The organism is Gaetbulibacter jejuensis, from assembly GCF_039524015.1.
Classification (GTDB): Bacteria; Bacteroidota; Bacteroidia; order Flavobacteriales; family Flavobacteriaceae; genus Gaetbulibacter_B; species Gaetbulibacter_B jejuensis.
In genome coordinates, this window is sequence record NZ_BAAAGF010000003.1 from 286,571 (window position 1) to 299,270 (window position 12,700).

Here is a 12,700-nt window from a genome sequence, read left to right on the forward strand (position 1 = left end):
AAAAGAAAAAATTATGTTTGGAGATATGATGGGTATGATGAATAAATTGAAAGAAACCCAAAAAAAAGTTGAAGACACTAAAGCTCGTTTAAACACTGTTTTAATTGATGAAAGCAGTACTGATAATAAACTTAAAGTAACTATTACTGCAAACAGAACCATAAAAAATATTGCTATTGATGATGCATTGCTTGAAGATAAAGATATGCTTGAAGATTACCTTGTTTTAACCCTAAACAAAGCTATAGAGCGTGCCACAACTGTAAATGAAACCGAAATTGCTGCAGTTGCCAAAGATGGTATGCCAAACATTCCTGGTTTGGATATGTTTAAGTGATTTTTTAGCGTGTTGATGTAAATCCTGAAAAATGAAAATTCATTATAAAAGAAACAAATAACCCTAAATCTAATTTTAGGGTTAGTTTGGTTAGCTAATTAATTGGAGTTATACAAACTGTATTTATTATTAGTAGTATTTAATAAAAGTTTCATACTAAAACTCAAGCTTTCTCAATACGCTCAAAAACTTATCGTGCATTACATTGGTATAATCAAGATGAGTTACAATACGTAATTTTCCACTTCCCATACCAATAATCTTAATACCATTATCATCTAGCTTTTGTACAAATGCAGATTCGCTAATTCCTTTCTGTAGCTCAAAAATAATAATGTTGGTCTCTACAGGTTCAACCGATTGTATAAAAGACAATGCTTTTAAAACCGTTTCAATGTCTTTAGCTTTACTGTGATCGTCTTTTAGTCTGTTGATATTGTTTTCTAAAGCATATAATCCAGCAGCAGCTAAATATCCTACTTGACGCATATTTCCACCAAATACTTTTCTAATTCTCACTGCGTTTTTCATAAGCGCTTCATCACCAATTAAAACAGAACCTATAGGACAACCTAAACCTTTACTCAAACACACTGAAATAGTATCAAACAGTTTTCCATACTGCATTGTGGTTTCGTCTTTTTCAACAAGCGCATTCCATAATCGAGCACCATCAAGATGATACCCTAGTTTATGTCTATCACAAACCTGACGTATTTTTTTCAACTCTTCAAAATCCCAACAAGAACCTCCTCCTCTATTTGCCGTATTTTCAACTTCTACTAAAGTTGTTTTAGCATAATAAAACGCATCAGGATTAATAGCTTCTTCTACTTGTTGTGCTGTAAACATACCTCTGTTACCATCAACCAACTTACACGAAATACCACTATTAAATGACGCTCCACCAGCTTCATAATTATAGATGTGAGCTGTTTTATCACAAATTACCTGCTCTCCTGGTTGCGTATGCAATTTTAAAGCAGTTTGGTTTGCCATACTTCCGCTAGGAAAAAATAAGGCGTGTGATTTTCCAAATTGAGCAGCTAGTTTGCTCTCTAGCATTTTTACAGTAACGTCTTCATCAAAAACATCATCGCCAACTTGCGCTTGCATCATTGCTTCCAACATGTCTTTTGTTGGCTTTGTAACTGTATCGCTTCTTAAATCTATAATCATATCTATTTTCTAAGAAATGGGAATTTTTAAACTATTTTTCTGTTATGTTTAGTTTGAATGATAAAAACAAGTATCACTTCCTATTGGAGAACCATCAGGAATTTTTGGTGAACTTTGTGCTTTAAAACCTTTAGGATTTCCTAAAAATTTATCTATCTCTTTCACCATAAACATTGCCATTGGGTCAACTCTTCGCTCTTGTAGCTTCACTTTTAGTTTCATCACTTCAAAATTCACTAAAGCCTGAGCTTGTGGCATTAATTTTTCGCTAGCTGATAACGCCATAATATTATTTAAAACCGAAAGATTGATAACCTGCTGTACTTCGCCTTGGTAACTGTTTTCTGTTTTCTTTTTTATAGTGGCATCTATCAAGATTTCTAAAAATTCTTTTAAACCTAATTGCGATTTATCTAAAACCTTTTGTTGATACACTCTGTTCATTCGTTCAGGATTTAATAATAATCCCAAAGTCATATCGCTTGACGTTTCTACAGGTGCAAAAGGATCAAAAGCGACTCCTGTATTACCACGAAATGATTCTCTTGTTCGCCAATACTGAAATGCTCTTGGAGGAAACAACCCTAACTTATCTTGTGGAATAGCCAATGTCTCTGCAGAAAGGGTTTTAAGTATAGCTTGTAGTGCTTCTTTTTGAGTTTTAGCATCGATAGCTTTTGTAATCATTTGACCATCGCCTTTTACCGCGTAATTATAATCCAATCCTCCTACAAGCTTAGTAGCTGCTTCGGTTTGATAACGATGAAAGAAATACAAAGGCACAAACACATCTTCTAAAACTGAATAAGGTTCTCCTGTCTTAATGTTATCTTTTGAAAAATTTGAAATTGCTTTAGCTCTCACTTTAAGCACATTTTCTAACTCCTCAGAAGCACTTTTACCATTATCCCAAAGGTGAGCATAGGCATGAGCACCATTTTGTGCTCGTGCATCACTATCGGTTATAAATCGAAGACCAGAATTGGTTGCTTCTTTTAAAATATTGTTTAATGCTTCTGTTTCATTTTCAGTGTCTTTAAATTGAGAATAACTATACGCCACAGTAACTTTATCCCAATCTCCAATACCAACATCATAAGCATCGCTTAAATCAACTTCGCCATTTGTAAGTTTTACTTTTGGATGCGGATAATCCATAACCGAAGCTCTATTATTAGTACTTGCTGCAAAATTATGTGCAAAGCCAATAGTATGTCCCACTTCGTGCGCGCTCAACTGACGTATTCTTGCCAAAGCCATTTGTAACATAGGTTGGTAATTATCATCACGATTAGCGAATGGCTTATTTAATAACGCCTGAGCAATCATAAAATCTTGTCTAATACGTAAACTTCCTAGACTAACATGTCCTTTAATAATCTCTCCTGTTCTTGGGTCAATAACACTTCCACCATAGCTCCAACCTCTTGTTGAGCGATGTACCCATTGAATAACATTGTATCTGCAATCCATAGGATCAGCATCTTCAGGCAACACTTCAACTTGAAAAGCATTTTTAAAACCAATAGCTTCGTAGGCTTCATTCCACCAACGCGCTCCATCTAATAAAGCAGAACGAATAGGTTCAGGAGTACCAGAATCTAAATAATAAATAATAGGTTCAACTGCTTCACTAATGGAATCGTTTGGGTTCTTTTTTTCTAAACGATGACGAATAATATAATGCTTCTTTATTTGCTCCTGTACAGGAGTTGCATAATCCATATACGAAATGGAAATGGCTCCACTACGCACATCAAACTCACGCTTTTTATAATTATCGTCCGGTAATTCTACAAATGAATGATGCTGAATAACACTCACTAAAGAAGCTGTTGGTGTTACACTTCTTATGTTTCGGCCTTTTGAGTCTCCACTAAAAGTTAACAATGCTTCAAACTCAACATTTTTTGGGAAAGCCTTTGTACGCTCTAGTGATAATGCACTTTTACTCATATCTAAACTGTAGCGTCCTTCGTTTTGGCTTTGCAATCTATCAGCTACTCCATGAGCATCTTGCATTAAAAACGAAGTAATATCGATAATGTATTTTCCGTTGGACTCCTCTTCTATTTTAAACCCAAATAACACCGATTTTGCAAAAGCTTGTTCAATACTTTTCTTTTCTAACTCGTTATCGGTTATTGCTCTGTAATTTTGATTAGGTTGTACTAAAAGTAATTTGTTTCCTGCTTTAACAAATTTTACAATTCTGTTATCTCCAAGTTGTCCTCTATCTAAACCAATATCATTAGAACCAACTCCTGTTGCTAGTGAGTTTACATATAAAAACTCCTCATCTAACTGAGTAACTTCTAGATAGATTTTATCTTGAGCTTCTTCATAAAAGAAATTAAAATATCCTTCGTAATTTTTTAAATCTTTTCCTGTTAATCCTTGGGCAAAGGAAGTAGAAATACATAAAAGTAAAAATGAATGTAAAAAAAGCGTTTTCATAATTGAGTATTAAGGCATAAAACTAAACAAATTCCTTTAAAAATATCCTTGCAAATCTTTTACAATGCAGGTTTTAATTTTAAATTTGTCAAAATTTACAATTTTATGACTACATCAGATCAAATAAAAGATCTTAATTCCCGTCTAGGTTCGCTTAGACAATATCTTTGACGTAGATGCCAAATTAATTGAAATAGCTAACGAAGAAGAAAAAACATTTGACCCAAACTTTTGGAACGACTCCAAAGCTGCTGAAGCATTAATGAAGTCGCTAAGAGAAAAGAAAAAATGGGTTGAAGATTATAACACTGCAAAAACACTTGTAGAAGACTTAGAAGTTATTTATGAGTTTCATAAAGAAGATGAAGCTACTGCTGAAGATGTTGATGACCGATTTGAAAAAGCTGTAACTCAAATTGAAAAATTAGAGTTTAAAAACATGCTTTCAGATGAAGGAGATAGCCTTAGTGCTGTACTTCAAATTACTGCTGGAGCTGGTGGAACCGAAAGCTGCGATTGGGCAAGTATGCTTATGCGTATGTATCTTATGTATGCTGAAAAAAATGGTTTTAAGGTTAAAGAACTTAACTTTCAAGAAGGAGATGTTGCTGGTATAAAAACGGTAACTTTAGAGATTGAAGGCGATTATGCTTTTGGATGGCTAAAAGGTGAAAATGGAGTGCATCGTTTGGTACGTATTTCGCCATTTGACAGTAATGCCAAACGACACACAAGTTTTGTTTCGGTATACGTTTATCCTTTGGTAGATGATACAATTGAAATAGAAATCAATCCTGCCGATATTGAAATTACAACAGCGCGTTCAAGTGGAGCTGGTGGTCAAAATGTTAATAAGGTTGAAACCAAAGTACAGCTTACTCACAAGCCTACAGGAATTCAAATTTCTTGTTCCGAAACACGATCGCAACATGATAACAGAGCAAGAGCAATGCAAATGCTTAAATCGCAGTTATACGAAATAGAATTGCAAAAACAATTGGCTCAAAGAGATGATATTGAAGCCGAAAAAATGAAGATTGAATGGGGAAGTCAAATACGTAATTACGTTATGCACCCATATAAACTAGTAAAAGATGTAAGGTCTGGTCATGAAACAGGTAATGTAGACGCTGTTATGGATGGAGATATTGAGCCATTTTTAAAAGCCTATTTAATGATGATGGGACAAAAAGAAGACACACAACAAACACTATAAAAAATTATTATGCTTAAAATTTACCACAACCCTAGATGTAGTAAATCAAGACAAGGTATTGAAGTTCTTGAAACTTATGGAAAACCATTTAAAGTCATTAAATATTTAGAAGACGTTCCTTCTGAAAAAGAACTAAAAGACATCATTAATTTATTAGGAATTCAACCTATTGAATTAGTGCGTAAAAATGAAGCTATTTGGAAATCAGAATTTAAAGGTAAAGACCTTACTGACGATCAAATTATAAAAGCTATGACTGAAAACCCAAAACTTATTGAAAGACCAATAGCTATTAATGGTAAAAAGGCTGTTATTGGCAGGCCTGCTACCAAAATTTTAGAAATTATTTAGCCTTAATAAGGTTTATTTCTTTAACACAACTTTAACCAAAACCCACTAAACCTTACCATATTTTTGCTGTCTAACTAAAAAACTAGGCATGCAAAAACTATTCTTTTTTTTACTTTTTTTCAGTTTTTATTCTCTAGCTACACATTCTCAAAACAGTAATGAGAAGCAAATGCAAGAGATGAAAGAACAATATGAAGCTGACAAACTTGAATTTATAGAAAATCTTGTTAGCAGCTTAAGTGTTGACGATTTTCAAAAAGAAATCATCAAGCAAAAACTAAACTCCTATTTTGATGAAAAACAGAAAATTCATCAATCAAACTTCCCTTCATATATACGCGAAGAAAAATTAAATGAATTGGACAGAACTCATTTTACTGAATTAAAAGATATATGTAAAGATGAAGTTATTGGTAAAATTCAAGAAGCAGTTAAAAACCCTTTGGAACATAAAAAAAAGAACAAGAGAAAAAAGAAAAACAAAAATTAACCCAACCAAAATCAATTCATGAAACATCTATTTAAAACACTTATTCTACTTTTAAGCTTCAACTCAATTGTTGCGCAAACACCTAACGAAATAACCGTTTCTGGTATAGTAATGGACAGTGAGGTAAACTTACCATTAGAGTATGCAACTGTTGCTTTTTTTAGTAAAAAAGAGAATAAAATAGTTACTGGAGGCATTACAGATAGCGAAGGTAAATTCTCTATAAATGTACCTGCAGGAACTTATGACATATCAGTTGAATACATTTCTTACGAAAAGAAAACTTATTATGATAAATCATTAACTAGCGATATAAATCTTGGTACTGTAGGTTTAGCTTTAGATGTAGAAGCTCTTGGAGAGGTTGAAGTTATTGCAGAGCGTACTACTGTTGAAATAAAACTAGACAAGAAAATATATAATGTTGGTAAAGACCTTACGGTTCGTGGTGGTACAGTAAGTGATGTACTAGATAACGTTCCTTCGGTTTCTGTTGATGTTGAAGGAAATGTATCTTTAAGAGGTCAAGACAACGTACGTATTTTAATTAACGGTAAACCTTCAGGATTGGTAGGTTTAAATTCAACCGATGCTTTACGACAACTACCTGCTGAATCTATTGAGCGTGTTGAAGTAATCACCTCTCCTTCTGCTCGTTATGATGCCGAAGGAACTGCAGGTATTTTAAATATTATTTTAAGACGTAGTAAATTACAAGGATTAAATGGTGCTGTTACTGTAAATGCAGGACATCCAACACAAGCTGGAATTTCTGGGAATATTAACTACAGAACTGGAGATTTCAACTTTTTCAATACTACTGGATATAATTACAGAGAATCTCCTGGGAATTCACTTACTGAAACTGAATATTTTAATGGTGACGACCCTAACACATTTTTAAACGAATACAGAGATTTTGACAGACAGCGAAAAGGAATTACAACTAATACAGGTGTTGAATGGTACATTAATGACACTGCTTCATTAACAGCTTCGGTTGTATACAGAAAAAGTGATGATGACGATGAAACTACTAACACTATTAGAGAGGTTGATGCAACTGGAGCATTAATTAATGAATCTCCAAGACTTGAACTTGAAAAAGAAGACGACAGAAACTTACAGTACTCTGTTAATTTCGACAAGCAATTTAATGGAAACAGTGAGCACAGGTTTACGTTCGATTTTCAATATGAAAATAGTAACGAGGATGAGTTTTCCTTAATTCAGCAAGATGGAGATGCTTCTGAAAGAGTAACAACTCTTGAAGAACAAGATCAAATTTTATTACAAAGTGACTACGTAATGCCTATTGGTGAAAAAGGTCAATTTGAATTTGGGTATAGAGGTAACTTTAACGAATTAGATACCGATTATGCGTTAGAGTTTTATGATGGTAATGATTATGTTTTAGACACTGATGTAAGTAATAACTTAGTTTACAGAGAATATATTAACGCTGTATACTCTCAATTTGGTAGTAAAATAAAAGACAAATTTTCTTATTTATTAGGTTTACGTATGGAATCTACACGTATAACTATTGACCAAGTTACAAGTGGTGATTTCGACAAGAAAAACTATGTTGGATTTTTCCCAACCGTAAATTTAGGGTATGAAATTACTGAAAACCAAAGCATCACATTTGGTTATAACCGAAGAATTAGAAGACCACGTTCTCGTTTTATAAATCCATTTCCATCAAGAAGTAGTGCAACTAACCTGTTTCAAGGAAATCCTGATATTGACCCAAGTTACTCAAATACTGTTGACATTGGATACTTAAACAAATTTGGAAAAGTAACTTTAAATTCTTCTATTTACTTTCAACATGCTACAGATGTATTTACTTTCATTACAGAAGATACAGGACAAACAGTTACTGTTGGAGGAACTGAAGTACCAGTAATAAGACGTGTTCCTATTAACTTAGCAACAAACGACCGTTTTGGTTTTGAGTTTACCGTAACCTACAGACCATCAAAAAAATGGAACTTAAACGGAAACTTCAACTTATTCCAATCTAAAACCGAAGGTTTTTATAACGGAACCGATTTTGGAGCTGAAAACATTAGTTGGTTTGCTCGATTAAACAATAAATATACTTTACCAGGAAAAATCGATTGGCAAACACGTTTATTTTATAGAGGACCAAGTGAAGATGCTCAAAATAAAACAAAGGGAATGTTTTCAACCGATGTTGCTTTTAGTAAAGACATCTTAAATGAAAATGCTTCAATAGCTTTTAATGTGAGTGATGTATTTAACAGCAGAAAAAGAATTTCTGACTCTACAACCGATACGTTTATTAGTCATAGTGAGTTTCAATGGAGACAACGTACTTTTAACCTGTCGTTCACTTATAGATTTAACCAACAAAATAGAAACAACCAACGTCAAAGAGGTGGCGATGGTAATGGTGGTGGAGACGACTTTGAGTTTGAAGGGTAAACCTAAAATGTATAAAACTAAAAAAGGACGCAATTGCGTCCTTTTTTTATAATATATAGTAAAAAATTATTGTTGTAATCTTTGAGCTTTCTTTTCAGCTCTAATTTCTTTAAGTCTTTCAATTGAAGCACCAAAAATCCAGTAAGGGATTACGAAAGTCAATAAAAATATCATTAACCAAAATCCAATTGTTAAAATGGTTAAAAATGCTAAAAATCCTAAGTATTGATCAAATTCAAACATGTGCTATTTTTTTGTTGTTGATGCAAAGATAAAACAAAGTGTTTTGTTTTACAATACGAAACTAAAATTTATTAACAGCTTATTCACTACTGAGCAATCTAAAAACAGTAACAGCCTATTTATAAATCTTTTCACATATATAAAAAAACACCATGAATTAACTACATGATGTTTTTTAATCTTTTTAATTGTTGATCCTCTAATCTAAATTAGGTTGTGGAGTTGTTCGCAAATAAGGTTTTACAACTTTGTGCCCTTTAGGGAAAAGCTCAGGAATATCTTTATCTGCAACCGCAGGAACGATAACACAGTCATCTCCATTATTCCAGTTAGCAGGTGTAGCTACTTTATGATAAGCTGTAAGCTGTAACGAATCGATAACTCGTAATAACTCATCAAAATTTCTACCTGTTGAAGCTGGATAAGTAATAATAAGTTTTACTTTTTTATCAGGATCAATCACGAATACAGAACGAACAGTTAATTTACTATCTGCATTAGGATGTATCATATCATAAAGTTCAGATACTTTTCGATCTTCATCTGCAATTATTGGAAAGTTTACTGTTGTGTTTTGCGTTTCATTAATATCGTTAATCCATCCTTTATGAGACTCTACTCCATCAACACTTAACGCTACTACTTTAACATTACGTTTATCAAATTCTGATTTATATTTAGCTACAGTACCAAGCTCTGTAGTACAAACTGGAGTATAATCGGCAGGATGCGAAAACAAGATTCCCCATCCATCACCTAACCAGTCATGAAAATTAATCTGTCCTTCTGAAGATTGTGCAGTAAAGTTTGGTGCTACATCTCCTAATCTAATTGTTGCCATGTTTATGATTTTAAAAATTAAAGTATAAAGATACTTATTAATCTACTAAATTGGTAGGAATTAAAAACATTTAAGTTTTTTTTAATATTTAAGCACATAACTTCATGCTTTTTAAACCTAAAAGAACGATGAAAAATGTTAAATTTGTGCATCTAATAAAACAAACATCATGACTTATAGAATAGAAAAAGACACGATGGGAGAAGTAAAAGTCCCATCAGATAAACTTTGGGGAGCGCAAACTGAGCGTTCAAGAAATAATTTTAAAATTGGCGCACCAGCTTCTATGCCTTTAGAAATAGTATATGGTTTTGCATATTTAAAAAAAGCTGCTGCTTATACTAATAATGAGTTAGGTGTTTTAGAAGACGAAAAACGCGATTTAATTGCTCAAGTTTGTGATGAAATTTTAGAAGGCAAACACGACGATCAATTTCCGTTAGTAATTTGGCAAACAGGTTCAGGAACACAAAGCAACATGAACGTAAATGAGGTTATTGCCAATAGAGCACATCAACTTGCTGGTAAAGTTATTGGTGAAGGCGATAAAACCATTCAACCTAATGACGATGTTAACAAATCGCAATCATCAAACGATACCTTCCCAACAGGAATGCATATTGCAGCTTATAAAAAAGTTGTAGAAACTACAATTCCAGGAGTTATAAAACTTAGAAACACGTTACACACAAAATCTATTGAGTTTAAAGACTGTGTGAAAATTGGTAGAACACACCTTATGGATGCAACACCTCTAACTTTAGGGCAAGAGTTTTCTGGTTATGTATCACAATTGGACCATGGATTAAAAGCACTCGAAAACACTTTACCTCACCTTGCTGAGTTAGCTTTAGGTGGTACTGCAGTGGGAACAGGTCTTAATACTCCTGAGGGTTATGCTGAACTGGTAGCACAATACATTGCAAAATTTACTAACCTTCCATTTGTATCTGCTGAAAATAAGTTTGAAGCTCTAGCTGCTCACGATGCAATTGTTGAAACGCATGGTGCTTTAAAACAACTTGCGGTATCATTAAATAAAATAGCAAATGATATTAGAATGATGGCTTCAGGACCTCGTTCTGGTATTGGAGAAATCATAATTCCTGCTAACGAACCTGGTAGCTCAATTATGCCTGGAAAAGTTAACCCAACGCAATGCGAAGCCCTTACAATGGTTTGTGCGCAAGTTATGGGTAATGATGTTGCTATTACTGTTGGTGGTACTCAAGGACATTATGAACTAAACGTATTTAAGCCTATGATGGCTGCAAATATTTTAGAATCTGCTCAACTTATAGGAGATGCTTGTGTAAGTTTTGAAGAAAACTGTGCTAGTGGTATTGAACCTAATCATTCAGTAATAAAACAGTTACTAAACAACTCTTTAATGCTTGTAACAGCATTAAATACTAAAATAGGCTATTACAAAGCTGCTGAAATTGCTAATACAGCTCATAAAAATGGAACTACATTAAAAGAAGAAGCAATTAATTTAGGATATGTTACAGCTGAAGAATATGACGAATGGGTAAAACCAGAAGATATGATTGGTAACATGAAATAAATCAATATATTATTAACTAATTCAATTTACTACATTTATGAAAAGAACACTACTTACTTTACTTTTTGGAGTTTTTATACTGTCAACTTCAACATCTCAAACTACATTTTCGACAAAAATGCCTATTGATACTAATGCAGGAACAAACCCTTATGTTGTTGTATCTGGGCTAATAAATAATGATGCATATCCTGATTTAGTTGTATCTGCTTATAACGCTAGTACTATTAAATTATATATCAATAATGCAGATGGATCATTTGCTGCTCCTGTGACAATTTCATCTACTCTATCTCAAGTTGGAGGTATATCATTAGCTGATATTGATGGGATTAATGGCTTAGACATTGTTGCTGCTTCTTATGCCGATAATAAAGCAGTTTGGTTTGCTAACAATGGTTCTGGTGGTTTTGGAACTGAAAATGTAATTTCAAGTAGCGTAACTAGCGCTGCAGGCATACATACTGCTGATGTTAATAATGACACTTATATTGATGTAATTGTTTCTGTTAATGGTGATGATAAAGTAGTTTGGTATGCTAATGATGGAACTGGAAACTTCCCTGGAGGTGAAAACACGATAGTTTCTGGATTAAACCAACCAGGAGATATTGATATGATAGATTTTGATGATGATGGTGATTTAGATATAGTTATTTCTACTGCTGAATATGCAGCAAACGGAAGAGTTGATGTATACTATAACGATTTAATCCCTGGTGGATCAGTAGCTTTTACAGTTGATGCAAACCCTGTAACTGATTCAGGAAACGTTTATTTGTTTGATGTAGATTTCGCTGATGTAAATGACGATGGAAATATTGATATTTTAGTTTCTGATAGTTTTGGTGATTTAGCTTGGTTCAATAAGGAATTAGATGGCACGTATACTAAAAATATAATTTCAATTTCTATGGCTAATCCAGGAACTGTTGAATCTGCTGATATGGATGATGATGGTTATAATGATCTTGTCATTACAAATGGAGGAACTGCTGGTAATGATTTAATTTGGTTTGAAAGTACGGATATTGGTGGATTTAATAGCGAATCTGTTATTGATGCTACTCAAGCCCAAATTTTCACATTAGCTATTGATGATTTTGATAATGATGGCGACTTAGATATAGCTACTGTTGACTATCAAAACTTTGATGTGAATTGGTTTGAAAACGAGTTATATACTTTAGGAATTAATGATTTAACTCAAAACACTTTTAACATCTACCCTAACCCAGTTAAAAATAAGCTTTACGTTAAGGCTCCTAATAATGAAAGTTACAATGTATCAGTTTATGATATTTTAGGAAAAAACGTTGTTAATTCAACTATTTCACCTAATAACCCTTTAGATGTATCATCTCTATACAATGGAATTTACATTATCAAATTTGAAGGACATAACAAAACTTTTAAGTTTGTTAAAGAATAAACTTTTAAATACATCTTATAAAAAGCGTTGACAAACAGTCAGCGCTTTTTTTATACATCGTATTTAGAAAAAATTTTGGTTCCATTTCCTGATAACAGAAGTAATTTTGTTAATTTTATGATTTTACCCTTAG

11 protein-coding genes are annotated in these 12,700 nt (G+C 33.1%); 7 read left to right on the plus strand and 4 right to left on the minus strand.

Annotation, left to right across the window (positions count from 1 at the left end):
• Window positions 1-13 precede the first annotated feature (13 nt).
• Window positions 14-337: a YbaB/EbfC family nucleoid-associated protein gene (locus ABD011_RS10915; protein WP_129760184.1), complete on the plus strand. Its 324-nt coding sequence runs from the start codon at window positions 14-16 to the stop codon at window positions 335-337.
• A 156-nt stretch (window positions 338-493) separates the two neighbouring features.
• Here ABD011_RS10915 and ABD011_RS10920 read toward each other — a convergent pair whose 3' ends face one another.
• Window positions 494-1,516, minus strand: a complete 1,023-nt coding sequence (locus tag ABD011_RS10920) for a threonine aldolase family protein (RefSeq protein ID WP_343798220.1) — start codon at window positions 1,514-1,516, stop codon at window positions 494-496.
• A 48-nt stretch (window positions 1,517-1,564) separates the two neighbouring features.
• Complete coding sequence (locus ABD011_RS10925; RefSeq protein ID WP_343798222.1) at window positions 1,565-3,973, minus strand: zinc-dependent metalloprotease; 2,409 nt, start codon at window positions 3,971-3,973, stop codon at window positions 1,565-1,567.
• Between the two features lie 105 nt (window positions 3,974-4,078).
• Between ABD011_RS10925 and prfB the strand changes: the two genes are divergently transcribed.
• From prfB to ABD011_RS10945, 4 genes are all read left to right on the plus strand, one after another.
• A protein-coding gene (gene prfB / locus ABD011_RS10930; protein ID WP_262733339.1) for a peptide chain release factor 2 occupies window positions 4,079-5,189 on the plus strand; the annotation gives its coding sequence in 2 pieces (ribosomal slippage) (window positions 4,079-4,141 and window positions 4,143-5,189; 1,110 coding nt in all).
• 9 nt (window positions 5,190-5,198) lie between these two features.
• The gene (arsC, locus tag ABD011_RS10935; protein WP_129760190.1) at window positions 5,199-5,540 is read left to right on the plus strand and encodes an arsenate reductase (glutaredoxin); all 342 of its coding nucleotides are present in this window, start codon (window positions 5,199-5,201) and stop codon (window positions 5,538-5,540) included.
• 88 nt (window positions 5,541-5,628) lie between these two features.
• A complete protein-coding gene (locus tag ABD011_RS10940; RefSeq protein ID WP_343798226.1) occupies window positions 5,629-6,030 on the plus strand; it encodes a hypothetical protein in 402 nt (133 codons plus the stop codon).
• A gap of 18 nt (window positions 6,031-6,048) precedes the next feature.
• On the plus strand, window positions 6,049-8,484 hold the full coding sequence (locus ABD011_RS10945; RefSeq protein ID WP_131506873.1) for a TonB-dependent receptor: 2,436 nt from the start codon (window positions 6,049-6,051) through the stop codon (window positions 8,482-8,484).
• Window positions 8,485-8,550: 66 nt separating this feature from the next.
• On the opposite strand, the gene ABD011_RS10950 is transcribed toward ABD011_RS10945, so the two are convergent.
• Together ABD011_RS10950 and ABD011_RS10955 are read right to left on the minus strand one after the other, a co-directional pair.
• Window positions 8,551-8,727, minus strand: coding sequence for a hypothetical protein (locus ABD011_RS10950; protein WP_165353684.1), 177 nt, complete (start codon window positions 8,725-8,727; stop codon window positions 8,551-8,553).
• A gap of 199 nt (window positions 8,728-8,926) precedes the next feature.
• The gene (locus ABD011_RS10955) at window positions 8,927-9,568 is read right to left on the minus strand and encodes a peroxiredoxin (RefSeq protein ID WP_129760194.1); all 642 of its coding nucleotides are present in this window, start codon (window positions 9,566-9,568) and stop codon (window positions 8,927-8,929) included.
• Window positions 9,569-9,737: 169 nt separating this feature from the next.
• On the opposite strand from ABD011_RS10955, the gene fumC reads away from it, so the two are divergent.
• Window positions 9,738-11,135 (plus strand): class II fumarate hydratase, encoded by a 1,398-nt coding sequence (fumC, locus tag ABD011_RS10960; protein ID WP_129760195.1) that lies wholly within the window; start codon window positions 9,738-9,740, stop codon window positions 11,133-11,135.
• Between the two features lie 37 nt (window positions 11,136-11,172).
• The gene (locus tag ABD011_RS10965; protein ID WP_343798229.1) at window positions 11,173-12,567 is read left to right on the plus strand and encodes an FG-GAP-like repeat-containing protein; all 1,395 of its coding nucleotides are present in this window, start codon (window positions 11,173-11,175) and stop codon (window positions 12,565-12,567) included.
• Window positions 12,568-12,700: the final 133 nt, after the last annotated feature.

What these genes read in the sequence shown, in the direction of transcription:
- ABD011_RS10915 (WP_129760184.1), top strand. Translation starts at nt 14, where the DNA reads ATGTTTGGAGATATGATGGGTATGATGAATAAATTGAAAGAAACCCAA.
- ABD011_RS10920 (WP_343798220.1), bottom strand. Translation starts at nt 1,516, where the DNA reads ATGATTATAGATTTAAGAAGCGATACAGTTACAAAGCCAACAAAAGAC.
- ABD011_RS10925 (WP_343798222.1), bottom strand. Translation starts at nt 3,973, where the DNA reads ATGAAAACGCTTTTTTTACATTCATTTTTACTTTTATGTATTTCTACT.
- arsC (WP_129760190.1), top strand. Translation starts at nt 5,199, where the DNA reads ATGCTTAAAATTTACCACAACCCTAGATGTAGTAAATCAAGACAAGGT.
- ABD011_RS10940 (WP_343798226.1), top strand. Translation starts at nt 5,629, where the DNA reads ATGCAAAAACTATTCTTTTTTTTACTTTTTTTCAGTTTTTATTCTCTA.
- ABD011_RS10945 (WP_131506873.1), top strand. Translation starts at nt 6,049, where the DNA reads ATGAAACATCTATTTAAAACACTTATTCTACTTTTAAGCTTCAACTCA.
- ABD011_RS10950 (WP_165353684.1), bottom strand. Translation starts at nt 8,727, where the DNA reads ATGTTTGAATTTGATCAATACTTAGGATTTTTAGCATTTTTAACCATT.
- ABD011_RS10955 (WP_129760194.1), bottom strand. Translation starts at nt 9,568, where the DNA reads ATGGCAACAATTAGATTAGGAGATGTAGCACCAAACTTTACTGCACAA.
- fumC (WP_129760195.1), top strand. Translation starts at nt 9,738, where the DNA reads ATGACTTATAGAATAGAAAAAGACACGATGGGAGAAGTAAAAGTCCCA.
- ABD011_RS10965 (WP_343798229.1), top strand. Translation starts at nt 11,173, where the DNA reads ATGAAAAGAACACTACTTACTTTACTTTTTGGAGTTTTTATACTGTCA.